This window comes from Streptomyces yangpuensis (genome assembly GCF_001005295.1).
Taxonomy (GTDB): domain Bacteria; phylum Actinomycetota; class Actinomycetes; order Streptomycetales; family Streptomycetaceae; genus Streptomyces; species Streptomyces yangpuensis.
On the sequence record NZ_LBMK01000002.1, the window covers coordinates 1,520,620 to 1,538,179 of the forward strand.

Genomic DNA, 17,560 nt, shown 5'->3' on the forward strand with positions numbered 1-17,560 from the left:
CGACGGGCACGGCCGGGCCGTCCGGGCCGCCCCTTTCTCCTCCCCAGCATCGGCGGGGCGGGCACCCTCGGCGCAGGGCCACTTGGCCCTGCGTCCCCGNGTGACATGTGTCACGGCATTCATTCAATCGGACGGAAGCCCGCGGCCCGAGCTCACCCGAGCTGGGCGCTCGGCGAGACAAGGGTGGAGCAGGGGTGTTGGACAGCGTCAGCGGCCACGGGTTCTAGCGGTGGGCGGTGGGCCGGCTGTCGGTCAAGGACGCACGCAGGTCTGCCGTGACGGTTTCTGCCAGGTCACGTGCCAGATCAATTCCAAGGTCATGGACGGCGCGTACGGCTGTGGTGAATTCCGCGATGGATCGGAAGGTGTGGCCGTACGCGCGTTGCTGGTCGATCGGTGGCAGCGGAATCCGTACTCGGCGTGGATCAACCCGGTAGCGGGTGCTGGGGGAGCTTGTCACGGAGGCTGCTTGCCGGCCGCCCTCGGCGCTGGACAAGAACCCGGCGAGATACCACGGGTCGACCAGCTCGGGGTCGGTGACCCGCAAATGGTGGACACCGGAGCCCGCGTACGTCCCGACGTCCTCCCCGGTGGCGACCCGTGCCACGACCTCGCGCGCCAGCACGGGGAGGAGGACGTCGCCCGCCCGGATGAGCGGGTACAGCAACGGCTCCTCCGGCGCCGGTCCGATGCCGGAGGCGGGGCGGCCCGAGGCGATGTCCCGGACGAGGAGGTAACGGGCTTCCTCCGGCTGGGCGGGTGCCTCGTCGGGGCCGCTCTTCGGGCCCGGGCGGTGGTGGACGATCGCGCCGCTCTTGATCAGGTCTGCCGCACGCCCTCGTCACCTCCGCCGGCACGGCCCGGGCCACGGCCCGGAGGACCGCGGCCGAGCTGCCAGGCCCGAGGTCCGGGCGCGCGGGCGCGGTGTCCACTCCTCAGACTCCCCTTCCGAACCTTGAATATTGGTCTATATTGCGCAGCCGAGGGGGTGACTTCGTCGACCCCGGAGAAGACGAGAAGCAAGGACCAGTGTGACGATTGCGGGCTCCTTCGGTGGCGGTGACGAGCTGGAACAGCTCAAGGCGAAGCTGGCTCAGTACCGGACTTCGCTGGTGGATCTGAGCGGTCGCAACCGGCTGCTCAACTTCCGGCACACCAGGGCCTCCACGTTGGAGATTCTCCACCCGGTGGCGGAAGAGCTGGTCGCGGGGCTGGAGAAGGGGTGGGAGTTCGCCCCACTTCCCGATGATGAGCCTGACGACGACCGCGAGTTCCCGGAAGATGCCGACGGGATCCTCACCCAGCGGAAGACCACCCCCGCCCTGCAGCGGGCGCTGCTCCAACTGCGGCGCAAGTCTACGCAGCTGTTCAACGACTACGGTCTGTGGACCCTGCAGCTCGGCGTCGGCATGCTCAACTGGAGGGAGGACGGGGCCCTGTCGGGTAGCGATGCCCCGCTCGTCCTAGTGCCCGTGAACCTCGAGCGCACCGAGGACGGCAGGGTCCTGCTGACGGCCAACACCGACGAAGATCCCCGGCTCAACCCGGCCCTGAAGGTAAAGCTGGAGCAGTTCCACATCGACTGGTCGACCGTGGCCGCCCAGGATCCCACCGACATCCGCGCCGTGTTCCGTGCGGCTGCCGCCTCGATCGCGGGCAAGACCGGCTGGACACTCGAGGAGCGGGTGGTCGTCGCGCTCTTCGCCTCCCACAAGGAGGCCATGTACCAGGACTTGCTGGAGAACGAGGGCCACCTGCTGGCCAGCGATCTGGTGCGCGCCGTCGCCCTCGGGCGCAAGGCGGGCCTGGCATCCGACCGGTTCGACTTCGAGGAGGTCGAGCTGGACAGGATCGACGAGCTCAGCCCGCCCGAGGACAGCCCGCTCGTGCTCGACGCCGACGCCTCGCAGCGCCAGGCGGTCGCCGCGGCTGTGGCCGGCCGTTCCTTCGTACTCGACGGGCCGCCCGGAACCGGCAAGAGCCAGACGATCACCAATATGATTGCCGGCCTGATGCACTCCGGCCGCAGCGTCCTGTTCGTGAGCGAGAAGGCCGCGGCCCTCGACGTCGTCCTGGACCGGCTGCGCTCCGTCGGCCTGGATTCGTACGCCCTGCCCCTGCACAGCCACAACACGAGCCGGCGGGCCGTCGCCCAGGAGCTGGGCCGGGCCCTCGTCGAGGAGCCGCGCGCCCCGCAGCTCAGCGAGCAGGTTGTGGCGCAGGCCCGGGATTCCCGCGAGGCGCTCAGCCGCTACGCGAGCGCGATGAACGAGGTGCGCGAGCCGTTCGGGCAGACCCTGCACGATGTCATCGGCCGCGTCGGACACCTGCACAACGCCCCGGTCGCCTTCCTGCCGACGCGGTCGGAAGACTCGGAGGAAGACGGGCCGAAGGACGGGCCGAAGGACGGGGACAAGGGCAGAGGGGAGCGCGGTGAGAAGGACGGGAAGAGGAACGGCGAGAAGGCCGCGTTCCGGCCCGAGGCCCTCAGCAGCCGGGACCTCCAGGACATCGTCGGCGCGACCAAGGCGATCTCCAGGGCCTGGAACGCCGTGGCCGACCCCACCTTCCCCTGGCGGCAGTTGCGCGCCGGCCTGCCGCATCCGCGCGCGGCGCTGGATCAGGCCATGGCCGCACGCGACGGGCTGGCCGCGGCCATCGCCCCCTACCCGGACCTCGCACCCGCCGGTGAGGCCGTCGATGACGAGGCGGGCGTCTACCGGCTGGCCGCACTGCTCAAGCTGATCGATTCCCGCAGGCCCGTGCCCGAGGAGTGGCTGACGAGCGAGCAGTTCGCCGACGAGGTCGAAGGGCCCGTCGAGGTGTTCGCCTCGCAGCTGCGGCGGCTGAACCGGGCCCGGATCGCTGCCCGCAGTGCCGGCGGACCCCGCTGGGAAGAGCTGTCGCAGCGCTGGACCGCGGAGACCGGTGAGGCGGAGCGCGCGCTCGCCGCGCTCACCCCTCCCGGGCTCGACCCCGCCGCCCTGACCGAGGAGCGGGCGGCGAAGCTCGCGCAGGAGTTCCAGAGCACGGCCGAGGATCTGGAGCGGACGCACGGCGCCCTCGCCGGGATCGCCCGGACGGCCGGCCTCGACCTCGCGGCAGGCGCCGAGGCCGCCGGATCGGTGTGCGAGATCGTCGCGCTCGCCGCCGGGGCGCACCGTCCGCCGGCCGAGTGGCTCGGCCCCGACGGCCCGGAGGAGGCGGCGGAGGCGGCCGTGATGGTCGTGGCGGACGCACTGCACGAGTTCCTCGAACGGCGCGAGCGCGCGCTCGGCGCCCGTTCGCAGGCGGAGTCCGACGCGGGACCGGGCTGGGCCGACCTCGGTCCGGAGCTGAGCGCGGCGACTCCCGCCCCTGAGGCGGGCCTGGCCGCACTGGACCCGCCCGGCCTGGACATCACTCCGCTGACCGGGCCGCAGATCGCCACGCTCGCCGACTGGTTCGCTCCCCTCGTACGGAGCCTGGAGTCCGCCGAGCGCTCTGCCCGCGCCCTCGCCGCCCAGCTGGGCTGCACGGACCCGGAGACCACGGCGGACGCCGAGGCGCTGGCCGCTCTCGTCGAACTGAGCCAGGCCGCGGACCGGGCCCCGGCCCCGTGGTTCGATCCGCAGGTGCTGGCGCGCGTACGGGCGGCCGTCGCGGAGATCGAGTCGGCCGCGCACGTGCTGGCGCAGGCCGAGCAGGCCGGCCGCGAGGTGTTCCTGCCCGAGACACTCGAGACCCCGGGCCTCACCGAAGCCGTCCGACGGCTCCAGGAGGGCCCGGCGGGCCTCGGAGGCGCGCTGAACGGCGAGATACGCGCCGGCCGGAAGCTGATCGGCCGGCTCACCCCCGCGGGCTCCTGGAAGAAGGACCTGGGCGGCAAGCTGGACCTCGCCCTCGACTGGTACACCGCCCACCACCGGCTGCTCGCGCTCGCGGGCACCCACGCGGAACTGCTCGGCCGCCATGCCGGCCCCGGCGGCCTCCCTGACGTCCCCCGGCTCCGGGGCGCCCTCGAACACGCCGAGCAGGTGCACCGGCTCGCCCCGGCGGCCACCGCCGACGCGCACCGCCGGGGCCTGCTGGCCGATCAGCTGGCAGACGGCCGTACGCCGAAGCCCGAACTGCTCGAGGCGGGCGCCGGGTTGCGCACGGACCTGGCGGCGTGGCGCCGCGGCCTGGACCACCCTCACCTGCCCCTTCACGCGGTGGACCTCACCACGCGCCGGCTTACGTTCCGGCCGCTCGATGCCGCCGCCCGCTGGCTGCACGCGCACCTGGAACCGGCCCGGCAGGCCTGCGCGCTGCTGGACGGCGTCGCGTCCGTGACCCGTTGCGGTACGGAGGAGGACGCCCGGTCCACCCTCGCCGACGCCCGTACGGCCATCGCCTCCGGGCTGGCCGCCCGGCGCGAGACCGCGGAGTTCAGGGCACGGGAGGCCGCCGACCGGAGCCTGCTGGGCCCCTGGTACCAGGGTCTCGACACCGACCCGGCTGCCTTCGCCGAGGACACACCCGGCGGCGCGCCCGGCTTCGAGGCCACCGGCCGGCTGCTGCGCCTGGCCCTCGACCTGACCCGGCAGCGGCCGGCCCCGTACGCATCGGGGCAGCACATCGCGCTCCTGGGTCGGTACGCCGCCGACGGCCACCCCGACAGCCACGCTCTGATGGGCGCGGTGACGGCCGCCCGCACCATCGCCCGGCTCGCGCCAGGGACCCTCGGCGACCCGGTACGGCGGGCCCGCCTCGCCGAGGTCGTCGCCGACGGCCGCCCCCTACCGCACGAGTTGCTGCGGCAGGCCGAGCGGACCCGTACCGAGCTGGCCGACTGGGCGCGGCATGCACGGCTCCCGCACCTCGCGGCGGCCGGGCCCGAGCTCATCGCCGCCCCGCTGGACGCCGCGGCACGCTGGTTCCGTGCGCACGTCGAGCCCTTCGAGGACGCCGCCGAACTGCTGCACGCGGTCTCCCGTCTGGCGGACCAGGACACCGAGCCGACGCTGGCCGAAGCGCGTGAAGCGGTGGGGGCGATCCGCGCGGCGGACGCGGTCAAGGACAGCTTCGAGCAGGACGCCGCCGGCCACCGCGCGCTCCTGGGCGAGCTCTACCGGGGCGCCGACACCGACCGGAGCGAGGTCCTCGACGCCCTCGACTGGGCGCAGCGCGTCCGCAGGACCGCCCACGGCTCCCGCTCCGCGCCACTGCCCGGAGCGGCCGCGCGCGTGATGCGTACGGCCGCCCCCGATCCGGCGGTCGCCGCCCGCCACACCGACTGGATCCGCCAGCGCGAGGCACTCGCTGCGTACTTCGAACCGCGCCGGGAGAAGCCGCTGCTGGCCGAGCTGGCGGCTTCGCTGGCCGCGGCCGGTGCCCTGCTGACCCGGCTCGACAGGGACCCGTACGGCCCGGCCGCCTGGACGGACCGCGCCGAGGCGCTGACCCTGCTGGCCGGGCACGGACTGGACGGCCTGCCCGCCCAGCTCGCCGGACGCGGGGTCTCGGCCGAGGACTTCCCCGACGCGGTGGCGCGGGCCGTGCTCACCGGCTGGGTCGAGCACCAGCTCGCCACCGATCCCCGGCTGAACCCGATCCGGGCGATCGAGCGCGACCAACTGGTGGAGCGGTTCCGGGAGGCCGACGAGGCCCTGGTCGAGAGCGCGAACGCCGAGGTCATCGCTGCCTGCAACGCCCGCCGGCCGCGCCGCACCTCGCTGGGAGCGGCCAGCCTGATCCGCAACGAGGCGCAGAAGCAGCGCAAGCACATGCCGGTACGCGTCCTCCTGCGGGAGGCCCAGGACGTCGTCCGGCGGATCAAGCCCTGCTTCATGATGAGCCCTCTGACGGTCAGCCAGTACCTGCCGCCGGACTTCCGCTTCGACGTGGTCATCTTCGACGAGGCGTCGCAGGTGCTGCCGGAGGACGCCGTGAACTCGGTGTACCGCGGCGACCAGCTGATCGTGGCCGGTGACCAGAAGCAGCTGCCGCCCACGTCGTTCTTCAGCGCGACGGGTGACGGCGATGACGACGACGAATGGGACGAGAACGGCGGCGACGGTTTCGAGTCCGTGCTCGACGCCTGCAAGGCCAGCGGTCTGCTGCGCGGTCTGCCGCTGCGCTGGCACTACCGGAGCCGGCACGAGAACCTCATCGCCTTCAGCAACCACGAGTTCTACGAGGGCGGGATGGTGACCTTCCCGGGGGCCTTGGAGGAGGGCCCCGACGTAGGCGTGGAGTTCTTCAAGGCGGACGGGGTCTACGACCGCGGCGGCCGCAGCAACAACGTGGGCGAGGCCGAGGCCGTGGCCGCACGGGTCATCCACCACTTCGAGACCCGGCCCGACCAGTCGCTCGGCGTGGTGGCCCTGTCGAAGTCCCAGGCCGATGCGATCGAGACGGCAGTGCAGCAGGCCCGCTCCGCACGCCCCGACCTCGACCCCTTCTTCACCGAGGGCCGTCTGCACGGGTTCTTCGTCAAGAACCTGGAGTCCGTGCAGGGCGACGAGCGCGATGTGATCATCCTGTCGGTCGGCTACGGCCGGGACCACCAGGGCAAGCTGACCACCTCCTTCGGCCCCATCAACAAGGACGGCGGCTGGCGACGGCTCAACGTGGCCGTGACCCGGGCCCGGCAGCGGATGGAAGTGGTCGCCTCCTTCCACGGCGGCGAGCTCCCGGAGAGCCAGAACAAGAGCGTCCGACACCTCAAGCGCTACCTGGAGTACGCGGCGCAGGGTCCGCAGATCCTGCAGACCGCGGCTGCGGACCCCGACGCCGAGCCGGAGAGCCCTTTCGAGGAGGAGGTCCTCGGCGTGCTCCGCGGCTGGGGCTATTCCGTGCAGCCGCAGGTCGGCGTCGCTGGGTTCCGAATCGACATGGCCGTACGGCACCCGGACGCGCTGGGCTCCTACGCCCTGGGCATCGAGTGCGACGGCGTGATGTACCACTCCTCGCGGGCCGCCCGGGACCGCGACCGGCTGCGCGAGGGCGTCCTGCGGGACCTGGGCTGGGAGCTGCACCGCATCTGGGGCACCGATTGGTACCGCAACCGGCGCGATGCGATCGAGCGGCTGCGGGCCGCGGTGGAAGCGGCGTGCGCCGCGGACCCGCACGCGCGGAAGCGGCCGGCGCGGGAGGCGGCCCCGGTCGCGCAAGCACCCCTCCCCGAGGTGGCCATCCCCGCACCCGCACCTGCGCCGACGCCCGCGCCCACGGGGGCCGGCACCGTCCCGACCGGTCCGTACGAGGAGCCCCTGCGGCCCGCCTCGGCGGCGCGGCCGGCTCCCGCACCGGTCGAGTTCGCGCCGGTGGTGAGCGGTCCGCCGGAGTGGAGCCGCCCCTACCAGGTGGCCGACCACGCGGAGCTGATCGACGCCCGCTTCTGCGGTGCGCGACGGCTGGGCCGGGATGACATCCCGCTCCAGGACCCCGACGCGATGAAGATCGTGGCGGACGTCGCCCTGCGCGTCATCACGGCCGAGGGGCCGATCGAGGAAGAGCTGGTCTTCACGCGCGTCCGCCAGGCGTGGAACGTGGCCAGTTCCGGAACCGTCGTCAAGGACCGGATCCGCAGGGCGCTCACGCACCTGGTCAGGCAGCGCAAGGCGGTGGCCGTCGCAACGGCGTACGACCTGCCGGGCCGTGAGGTCGAGTTCGCCCGCAAACCCATCCCGCGATGCGACCGCAAGGTGGCACTGGTGCCGCCGGTCGAGCGCCGGCTGGTCATCTGCCAGGTGGTGGCCGAGGGACCGGGGGTCGGCCGCGAGGAGCTGCTGCGCGAGGTGGCCCGCTTCTTCGGCTGGACCCGGCTGGGCCCGGAGATCAGAACCACGTTGACCGGCGACATCGACGAACTGGTCACCCTTGGCGCCCTCGTGGAGACCCCCCGCGGCCTGACCCGCGGAAAGGACCGGGCATAGCCCGATACCGCCGGCCTGGAGGAACCCAGGCTTCGAGGGAGGGGGCTTGGTCGTGGAAATCCCCATGCAGATTTCGGAACATGGGACCGAGGCGAGGCGAGGCGATAGCGTCTCGGGCTCGGCGCCACAGAGCGGCCTTCAGTCACCGACGGTGCTGGTATGCCGACGATGCCGACCGCCCCCTCGCCCTGCCTGGCCGACCCGGGAAGCCCGGTTCCGAGCGATTTTGGCGTGGTGCGGCTGCGGCTGGTGCCTCGGCGAGGGAGGCGTGTCATTGGGCCAGACGGCGGGCGCCGCGGTTGGCGAGGTGCAACGCGTTGGCGGCCACGGACAGGGCGGCGCGTAGACCGACGATCGCCGGCTTCGAAGGAGTTGACCTGCGTCCCATCTCTACACCGTGCCGACCGGTCCCGCCCGAGTTCTGCCCGGGCCCAGGTTGCTGTCCGGCGGATCGCAGCCGGACAGCCGAGGGACCCAACCCGTTTGTTTCGGCGGGTCGTTGGCGTAACGATTCGAACTGACCGCCTCCGGTCTGATCCGGAGAACGGATGTGAGGAACGGCAGTAGCATGCATCACAGGAGCCGGGACCGACGGTGGGGGGTACATGTCCGTACAACGGGCAACGGCATGTGTCGTTTTCGATGTCGAGGGGCTGGGGGACGGACCACCGGCGGTTGACTGGACGGAGGGTCCCCTGCCGGTGCGCTTAGCCGCCGGAGTGGCCGACCGGGAACGGCGGATGACGTACTTCGAGCCACGCGTCGGAGAGTCCGTCTACGGGTCGACCGGTCACCCCTCCCGCTGGCACCGTTCCGTTTCCCCTGTCCCTCATGCTTCCGCCGGGACGCCCGCTGCGCCGGTGGTGGAGGCGATGGAGATGCTGCGCCTGCCCCCGGTCCTGGCCTCGGACGCGCCCCGGCGGGCCGTCGTCGTCCTGCACATGCGACTGTCCGGCGATCCGCTGAACGACCTTCCGAGGCTCCGCGACCTGACGGCGATGCCCGCGGAGTACGCGGGACTGCTGCCCGCCGGGGTCCGGCTTCTCGAATCCGAGCGCAAGGCATGGGTCCTGTCGCACATCACGTTCGACGACGGAGCCTTGCCCGAAGTGATGCCGCCGCCGTACGCGGGGTGGGGTGCCCGTGACCAATGGCTGTGGCTGGCGGCGTCCGCTACGCCGGTCGTTCACTTCCCGCCCGATCCGGAGGACGACGGGCTGTTCGCCGGGAGGGTTCGGCTCTCCGCGGACTGGCAGGCGCTGGTGTTACGGGACGGCGCGGCCTTCATCGGCACCTCACCGGACTCAGGCGACGACGCCGGCTTCCACCCGACGGCCGCGTCACTTGTCCACACCATCTACCTCGATGCGTTCCTCCTCGGGCGTTGGCAGGTGCTGGGCGTCAACTTCCTGGCCAATTCGCTGGCCCGGCTGCCTGCGCGGCAGGCGGAGGCCCGTCGCCTGCTCGACCTGGAGCGAAAGCAGATCGAACTGCGGCGGGCGCTGTGGTCCTCACACATCACCGTGCACGGCAACGCCAACACGCTCCTGGAGCGCTTCCAGGAACAGCACCGGCTCCCCGGACTCCTCGCACAGGCCGGGACGGCGCTCGCCGACGCCGCCCGCTACGTGGAGACCGCCCGTGCCCGGCGCAGCGCCCTCGCAGTCGGGCTGCTGACCACCGTAGGGCTGCCGTTCGCCGTCGCCTATGCGGCCGGGGCGCTGTGGGGGGAGCCCGGGCCGAAGACGCTGCTGTTCAGCACGCTCGCGGCGCTCGCGATAACGGTCGGGCTGTTCCTCGCGATCCCCGCCGTACGCGGGCTCGCGTCTGCCGAACTTCGAAGGCCGGAGGTCTGATTTCCCGTGCTCGTCACGCTTTACCGTTCGGGACCGCTCAGGCAGCGGTTGGCCAAGGGGTACACGGTGATCGGCCGGTCCCGTGACCGGGACCGGTACGGCCTGGAGACCCGGGCGGCGATCACGGATCGGCTGCTGGCCAAGCCGCCACGCCTCCCCGTCCTGCCCACCGGTGTGCCCTTGACCCTGCGTCCTGTCCCGCGGGCCGCGGCCGCGGTGTGGATCGACACGGGGCAGGTCGTGCTGCACGACCAGGCCATGCGCAGGGCCGTGGCCGGGGCGTTGGCCGAGGCCGTCGCCGTCCTGGCCGGAGAGACGCAGAAGGCCGGCGGTGTCCTGGTGCCGAGCGGATGGGTCCCCGGCGGAGGTGACGATCCGGCGGGAGGGCTGTGTGCGGACCTGCATTCCCTTGAGGTGGTCAGTGACGTGCAGCGCGAACTCCTCTGCAACCTGGTCCGCGAGTACTCGCCTTCCTTGATCTCCCTGACCGCACGCCAGCTCCACGGTCCCGCGTACGCCTCGGCCCGGGGTTCCGCCCGCCTCTCCCGGGCCACCGACCAGGTCGCGACGCGCTACATCGCCTCCTTCTCCCCTCAGCACCTCGACCGTGTGCGGGCGGGGCTGAAGCGCAACGAGCGGCTGGCCCGGCTTGAGGCGATGGACGTCAACCCGCTGGGGGAGGCGAGCCTGGCGGCGGAGGGCGACGTGGCCCTCCGCCTCTTCGACGCCCAGATGTCCGTCTCCTCGGCCATGACCCACGCGCTCGTCGTGCAGGCGATCGCCATGCGGGTCCGGGATCTGGAACGAACGGGCCAGCGGGTGCGCTCCGTCCCGCAGCCTGTACTGGAGCGCAACCGCTCACGGGCGATCGCCCACGGCCTGGCGGCTCAGTTCGATGTCGAGCAGCGGTCGTCGGTCGGCGGAGCGGCGAAGTCGAACGGCGCTCGGGCGAGCACGACCGCCATGGTCACGGCAGGTCAGGCGGCGTCGGCGATGCTCGCCGAACTCCTGCCTTACTTCCGCCAGCTCGACACGCACCCCCGCGAGCTCTCCCAGATCTTCCTGGGTCTGGAACTCACCGCCGACGCGTCTTGCGACGGCTTCGTGCGCAACGAGAACGACCTTCTCGCCAGGTGGCACGAGCAGGACACCGGCCTGCTCGCGGCCGACCGGCTGGCGCAGGGGCTGAGGTCACCCGAGTGGCTGATCAAGGACCATGTCAGCGCCGCCAACCTGGAGCGTGCGGCGGGCAGTACCTCGGCCGCCCGCGTCTGGCTGGCCGGACAGCTGGCCCCCGCACGGGCCGTGCCGGACCGGCAGAACGCCACCGGGACGCCGGGGCAGCGCCGGCCGGCCGCGGCGGCCAGCCGCCCGGCACCCCGTTCGGACGGACGCCGCGGGTCCCAGGCCGATCTATCCGCCGACCGGCTTCTCGACCTGGTGGCGGGTGCGGACAGGACACCGGCCGAGATCGTCGAGGCGCTACGCGCGTACTGCCGCTCGGCCACCGAGGCCGACCTCACCCGGCCGTTGCGGCAGCGGGACCGCGATGAGGCGAAGGCCCTGCGTCGTGTGCTGCGCCCGCGGCGCGCCCAGCAGGTGAGCTGCGACACCCCGTTATCGTCGTGGGACGAACCCGCGGCCGGTCGTGCGCTGAACAGCGCAGGTGAGTCGGGTCTCGCGCTCCTGCACTGGGACGTGTCCGAAGCCGACCGTCCGCGGGTACGGGCGGGACTCCGGGCTCTCGGCCGGCCGCCGGGCGGCGTCAGATCCGTCCTGCTCACCGACACCACGTACACCGGAAAGGCGAGGGAACGCCGCGGCACGGTGGAGCTTCTGCTGGTCGCACCGGCTGGAGAGGACAGGACCGAGGCCACCGAGGAGGCCACACGATGACCACGGCACATGTTGCGGCCGCCGTGCCCGTCATGCTGGATCTGCGCGCCCACCGGAAGGTGCCCGGATCGCCCGGTGGCTACATGGCGTTGTGGGAGCTGCTGGAGCCCGTCCTGGTGACGCTCGACCCCCGGTCGGGACCGCGGGTGCGGCTTGACCTCGGGGAGGAGGGGGAGGTCGGGGTCTGGTTCCTCAGTCCGGCTACGGCGCCCGTACCCTTCAGCTCGGCGACCCCCTTCGCCGTACGCGGAGTTTTGGAGCCGCCGAGGGTCAGGTACGTCTGCGACACGTGCCGGGCCTCCGGAACGACCACCTACGCCCCGTTCACCTGCACCGGCTGCGGCACCAAGGAGAGGCCCGGCCGGGTGTGCGACGCTCACGCGGTCTTCCTGGAAGGCAGCCTCCGGGCGTCCTGCGTCCGGCACGAACCCACCTGCCGGTGTGGCCGGCCGGGCCGCGTCTGGTGCGGGGGCCCGCGCTGTCGTTCTGGGCGGGCGTGGTGCGACGACCACCTCGTTCCGCACCCCGGGGATGCCTCGCTGGCCTACTGCGTGGACTGCCACACCGATCGCTTCCCCGACTGTGAACAGCCCGGTTGCCCGGCCACGGGTCACATCCGCTGCGAGCACCTCGGCCTGGATGACGCGCGCGCCTGCGGCCGTCGCGTCTGTGGCGAGCACGTAATGCGGTGGCAGATCTACGGAGCGCGGAGCAAGGGGCTCGCGCTGTGCGCCCGGCACCACAGGGACTTGCGCGGTTCCGCTCCCGAGGCCCTGGTCGCCCTCGTCGTGGCGGGTACCGCGGCGCGTTCCCAGGCTCGCCGTGGCAACCGGTCCGGCGGACGCAGGGCGGCGTTCCTGCCGCGGATCGGCATCGTCCGGCACATCTTCATCAACACCTGCCAGCGCGTCCTCGACATGGGGGCCGTTGACGCCCTGTTCGTACGGCTCCAGGACGATCTGCGGCGCCGCGGCGGCCGGGACGGCGGCAACCTCGTACAGACAGCTCTGCGCCTGCTCGACGAACAGGCGGCGTCGCGCCGCGAGGACGTGCAGCGGTTCCGCGACAGCCACGAAGAAGGACGGGGGCACTTCGCACGGCTGCGGACGCTGCTGCAGCAGTCCGGAAAGCACGAGCTCGCGGATGCCGTCAGGTTCTCCGACTACAGGCGCAAGAGCAACATCCTCTTCGTACGAGTCCCCCAGGAAATGCGCAGCCGGTTCATCGGCACCGGCGGCGCGGTGGTGCAGGAACTGCGGACGCGGCTCGGTATCAACATCCAATTGGAGCGGGAATGAGTCTCCCCGGTTTTGCGCCGGACAACACGCGGCTGATCACGGCGACCGGGCAGGGGCTCGTGGCAGGCAACCGGCTGGCCCTGTCCACGCGCCGGCTCCCGGCGGAGACCGCGGGTGTGCTCCTGGCGCGCGGCGTCGGCTCCGACCGGTCCGTGGCCGTACGGCTGGTCCCCGTCCCCCAGCTGCCCGAGGACATACTGGTCGTTCCGGAACAGCTGGCCCTGGAGTACGGGCTGGCGGAGGCGCCGTGGAAACTGAGGCCCGTGGAAGCGGCGGTGCCGGCGACGGTGGAGCTGGAGTCACCGGCCGAACTCTCCCTGGACGAGGCCACCCGACGCGTACAGAACTCGACGCTGCTGTCCGGCCATGTCTTCGTACATGGGGACGGTCAGGGACACGCGGACGAGTGGATCGACATCGACGGGCACCCCTTCCGGGTGCGCTCCGTTGCCGATCGGTCCGGTCAGGCGCTGAACGGACTGGTCAGCATCGGCGCGCAGACGAGGATCAGCGTGTTCGCCCCGGGGGTGCGGAGCGCTGTCGACATCGTGGTGCTGGCCGACTGCAGCGGCTCCATGGGGGCCAACGACATCCCCGATGCGCGGGAAGGCTTCCGCATCCGGAGGGATCTCCGGGTGACCCGGATGGAAGCACTCAAGAGGGCCCTGCGCACCATGATCGACGCGCGGGCTCAGGTGGACGGCCTGGTCACGCGGTTCGCCCTCGTGCGGTTCGACCTCACCACCCAGGTGCTCTTCCCCGGCCGGGACGGCATGGCCGAGGTGACGACCGCTCCCGGCGACCGGAGTCTGGAGCAGCTGCGTGGCGCCGTCACCTTACTCAAACACGGTGATCAGCCCACCGACATCGGAAAGGCCCTGCACCGGGCCGGAGAACTGCTCTACCGGCACGGAGTCCCCGACAACGACAAGCTCATCGTCCTCGTGAGCGACGGTGCGCACTGGGCGCCGATGAGCGAGGACCGCAGCGGTGAGTCGGTCTTCGGTACGGAGGACCCGGTGTCAACGATGGAGGAACTCCACACCGAGCTCGGTATTCGGCTCCACGCGGTGGGGATCAGCGACCAGACGCTCTTCGGCCGTTGGTGGGAGGACTACTGCAAGCAGCAGAAGGCACGTGTCGAGCCGCCCCAGCACCTGGTCCCCAACCACGAACTGCTCCAGCAGCTGACCGACGTCGCCGGCGGCGACCGGCACCGCATCGGCGGGGTGGAAGTGCTGGAGGAGTACTTTGCGGAGCTGGGCAGCGGCGTCGTCAGGTCGGTCGGCTCCCCGGCGCAGAGACGGCTGCCCGCGCTGCAGCTCGACCTCGGCGCCGTCGCCGCCGCGCCCGGCCGGCCGATGGTCGACCCCTCCCGGCGGGAGCGCTGGGAGGCGCGGGTGGAGACCGTCCTCGGGCTCTACTCGGAGATCTGCGCGGCGTCGGTGCCCCGGCTCGGTTACGCGCTGTTCGACGCGGCGCCGCCGGTGGATCTGCAGCGGCTGCGCCGGATCACCATGAGCCACATGGACTTCACCGCTTGGCTGGCGGCCGCCGACAAGGTGTTCCACGAGCGCATCCACACATCCGTCCGTTTCCCCAAGCAGGACCCGAAGTACGTGGCGAAACTCCCCTTGCCCGCCCTCGCGGAGCCTTTGTGGGACGGGCGGTTGGGAGAAGTACACGGATTGCGCAACTTCTTCCTCCACAACCCGGAACACGAGAAGCGGACGGAGGAGAAGAACCGCCAGGTCGGCGAAGTGCTCTTGAAACACACGGGGATGTACGCAGTGGGCGAGGAGGACGCCGAGGGCTGGCAGCGGCTACAGGGAGGCCTCCTCGGCAACCTGGAGGGGATGCTGAGCGAAGTCCTCGAACTGCTGGTCTCCCCGCCGCCCGGCCAGGGGGAGCCCGCTCCCTCGCGCGTCGTGTCGGCCGCCCCTGCCGCCCAGGCATCCTCCGTGCCAACGAGCGTACTCGGTGTCGTACAGCAGGGCTGGTGACTTGACCGACCGCCACCGGTCAAGCGGACTCGCCTATGCTCGCTGCCGGAACAGCGCCACGACCCAACGCAGGAGCCGCCGCCACGTCGACCGTCCGTCTCCCGCGCCGAGCACGGGAGACGTCGCGGCGGTCTCGTGCTGTGCCCGCTCCGTCCTCCTCAGTCGCCTGGCGTGGTACAACTCCCTGTCCGCTGCCACCTTGTACGAGGTGTACTGCAGGACTCGGGCCACCTCCTCGTCCATCCGGGCAGTCGTGTGACCGTACGGAAGGACAGCGGTCGCGGAGCGGAGCAGCTCAGCGTCCCTGCCTCGCTGTTTCTGACGCAGCTGCCGGAGGATGTCCGGCAGGCATCCGGGACGCCTTTCCACGGCGGCGAAGAGCACCGCGACGGCGCAGTGTTGCAGGCTGCGCACGCGGAGATGGTCGTAGAGGTCCAGCGCCCCGTCGAGGTCTTCGGCGGCCTGTTGGACGGTCGATACGAGCAGTTGACGGTCCCGCCGGGCCCGAAGGTTCTTCATGACCTTCGCGGTCCGCGCGGGCCCGCTTCTGAAGAGTCGCGAGATGTCACGCCGCAGCAGTTTCCGGTTGCCCTCCCGCATGACGCTCCGCAGGTGCTCCGCCTGGCCGATGGCCGAGCCCGGAAGGGGTGTGCGATGGACGGGCACGCTCGAAGGTGCCTTGGGTGCGCGCGGGCGCGGCGTCTGCTTCTTCGGGCGGACGCCTTCCGTCTGCTGCTGGAGTGGTCTGCCCGGTGGGAGCGGTTTCTCCTGCGGGGGCTGGATCTTCGGCGGCGTCGGCACCTCGGCACAGGGCCGGGGGCCCGGCGACGCGGGCGTGGCGGGCGAGCCGCCGCCCGACGGCGTGGCTCCGCGCTCGACGGGCAGGATGATTCTGTCCACCGGGTGCTGCGTTCCAGACTTCCGCGGCTTTCGCGCCATGAAGCCTCGTCCTTCCCGTTCCGTTCCGAAGGTCGCTGCCGTGCACCCCTCATGATGCCCAAGAGAGCCCACGGGTGAGATGGGGTTGCTGCCGCGGTGCGGCGCCGGCTGTCGCGCCTGGAGCGCGGCCACCAGGCGCCGTCCAGGAGCCCTTGGCGGGACTGTGTGGTCTCCAGCCGGAGCAGGGCGGCGCCCGGCTTGACCGCTTGGTGGATCGCGTTCGGGAGGAGCTTCAAAGGGGCGGGCTTGTCGGATTCGGCCATGGTGATTCCGCCTGTCTCACGGTGCGACGGCACCCCGTTCGACGGCCGGCAGTGGCGTCGAAAGGGCTGTTGAGCCGGGAACGTCTCCGCCGTTTCACGGTACTCCGGCCACCCTCGCGGTGCGGTGAGGACAACCGACTGCGCCGCTCTCGCCGCCCGCGCCGGAAAAATACCTGGTCAGAAGCGGCTTTGTGGATCGCGAACCGGAGTACGGTGAAGAGACCGGGAGCATTTCGCACACCCGCTCCCACGCGGACGTCGTTTCCGGCGATCACTGCACCGGGCCGTTCACGAACGGCCCGGGGACGGGTCCGCGACGTGACCACGAGGACCCCGACAAGCTGATCCTGCTCTCCGCCCTGCCGCTGCCCGGACACGGCCGGAGGTGAGCTCCGTGGAGACCGTCGTCCTCATCGCGGTGATCATCCTCGTGATCGGCATCGGAATGCGCTGGCTCCACCTGCTGAACCCCAGCGCGCCGCACGGATCGAGGCCTACCGCTTCAGTGACCCCCTGTCGAGGCCGCCCGGCCTGCCGGACGACACCGGTCGTCGAGCCCACCACGCGAGTGCCGACCGGTGAGGAACGGACCTTCCTCCGACCGGGGGCAGCGGTCGGGGCGCCTCGGCGCCCCGACCCGCCGTCCTCCTCACCCGCCCTGCAGGGAACCACGCCCATGTGAAGTACATCGAGACCCAGACACTGCCCTCGCTCGGGCACGCCGAGGTCCGGATCATCGCGCACACTCCAGAAGCCGCCCGAGCGGTCGCGGAGGCGCTCCGCCGCTGTTTAGCAGGCGCGGAACAGCGCAGCTACCCCGCCCTTGACGGCAACACCAGCCTCCACCTCACCGTGGACACGGCGACACCCGCGGGCTTGGGCCGCTCCCGGCCTGCCGCCATCAGGCCCTCCGTCGGCACCGGCGCACACTCCGACGAGATCTGAGAAGCCCCGACCGGCACCGGAGCCCACCCCACCCGCACACGAAAGGACGCGGTCGTGGTCACACTGCACGAACGCAAGACCTACCGCGACCAGGTGCTCCAAGTCCTGCACGAAGCCGTCGAGGGCAACCGCCTTCTCGGCATCACCGGAGCACAGCTGCGGCGCGACCTCCACGTACCGGAACCGGCCCTGGCCGCCGCCTGCACCTACCTGGCGGGCGAAGGACTGATCACCGTCGACCGGGAACCCGGCAACACCCCGGCGATGGTCACCCTCACCCACGAGGGAATCCGGCGCATGGAGGCCGAGGAGGAGGGGACGGCCAAGGGCCCGGCCTGATCCGGGGCAGCACACCTGGATGCGGGCGAACTTCAACCCGCCATCGCCCTTCAGGCCGGCGGCAGTGGACGGCACAGCGGCACCTCGCGGCGGCAGAGCCCCGCCGCGGCTGCCGTCCTC

At 71.8% G+C, this 17,560-nt stretch carries 9 protein-coding genes; 7 read left to right on the top strand and 2 right to left on the bottom strand.

Annotated elements, in window-relative coordinates; all coding sequences use genetic code 11:
• Window positions 1–223: 223 nt before the first annotated feature.
• The gene (locus tag AAT21_RS12030) at window positions 224–667 is read right to left on the bottom strand and encodes a restriction endonuclease subunit S domain-containing protein (protein WP_046776612.1); all 444 of its coding nucleotides are present in this window, start codon (window positions 665–667) and stop codon (window positions 224–226) included.
• Window positions 668–1,031: 364 nt separating this feature from the next.
• Between AAT21_RS12030 and AAT21_RS12035 the strand changes: the two genes are divergently transcribed.
• The 5 genes from AAT21_RS12035 to AAT21_RS12055 all read left to right on the top strand — a co-directional run bounded on the left by AAT21_RS12035 (window position 1,032) and on the right by AAT21_RS12055 (window position 14,954).
• Complete coding sequence (locus tag AAT21_RS12035) at window positions 1,032–7,901, top strand: DUF3320 domain-containing protein (RefSeq protein WP_046776613.1); 6,870 nt, start codon at window positions 1,032–1,034, stop codon at window positions 7,899–7,901.
• A gap of 872 nt (window positions 7,902–8,773) precedes the next feature.
• Window positions 8,774–9,757: a hypothetical protein gene (locus AAT21_RS12040; RefSeq protein ID WP_235438755.1), complete on the top strand. Its 984-nt coding sequence runs from the start codon at window positions 8,774–8,776 to the stop codon at window positions 9,755–9,757.
• A gap of 66 nt (window positions 9,758–9,823) precedes the next feature.
• A complete protein-coding gene (locus AAT21_RS12045) occupies window positions 9,824–11,653 on the top strand; it encodes a hypothetical protein (protein ID WP_235438756.1) in 1,830 nt (609 codons plus the stop codon).
• Between the two features lie 749 nt (window positions 11,654–12,402).
• Window positions 12,403–12,951, top strand: coding sequence for a KH domain-containing protein (locus tag AAT21_RS38825; RefSeq protein ID WP_235438757.1), 549 nt, complete (start codon window positions 12,403–12,405; stop codon window positions 12,949–12,951).
• Window positions 12,948–14,954, top strand: coding sequence for a vWA domain-containing protein (locus AAT21_RS12055; RefSeq protein ID WP_052757725.1), 2,007 nt, complete (start codon window positions 12,948–12,950; stop codon window positions 14,952–14,954). Before AAT21_RS38825 ends, AAT21_RS12055 begins: the two co-directional genes overlap by 4 nt.
• 33 nt (window positions 14,955–14,987) lie before the next feature.
• On the opposite strand, the gene AAT21_RS12060 is transcribed toward AAT21_RS12055, so the two are convergent.
• Window positions 14,988–15,554 (bottom strand): hypothetical protein, encoded by a 567-nt coding sequence (locus tag AAT21_RS12060; protein ID WP_046776617.1) that lies wholly within the window; start codon window positions 15,552–15,554, stop codon window positions 14,988–14,990.
• Window positions 15,555–16,834: 1,280 nt separating this feature from the next.
• Here AAT21_RS12060 and AAT21_RS12070 point away from each other — a divergent pair.
• The gene (locus AAT21_RS12070; protein ID WP_079025579.1) at window positions 16,835–17,101 is read left to right on the top strand and encodes a hypothetical protein; all 267 of its coding nucleotides are present in this window, start codon (window positions 16,835–16,837) and stop codon (window positions 17,099–17,101) included.
• 54 nt (window positions 17,102–17,155) lie between these two features.
• The gene (locus AAT21_RS12075) at window positions 17,156–17,440 is read left to right on the top strand and encodes a hypothetical protein (protein ID WP_046776619.1); all 285 of its coding nucleotides are present in this window, start codon (window positions 17,156–17,158) and stop codon (window positions 17,438–17,440) included.
• The last annotated feature ends 120 nt before the right edge of the window (window positions 17,441–17,560 follow it).

What these genes read in the sequence shown, in the direction of transcription:
- AAT21_RS12060 (WP_046776617.1), bottom strand. Translation starts at nt 15,554, where the DNA reads ATGCGGGAGGGCAACCGGAAACTGCTGCGGCGTGACATCTCGCGACTC.
- AAT21_RS12040 (WP_235438755.1), top strand. Translation starts at nt 8,774, where the DNA reads ATGGAGATGCTGCGCCTGCCCCCGGTCCTGGCCTCGGACGCGCCCCGG.
- AAT21_RS12055 (WP_052757725.1), top strand. Translation starts at nt 12,948, where the DNA reads ATGAGTCTCCCCGGTTTTGCGCCGGACAACACGCGGCTGATCACGGCG.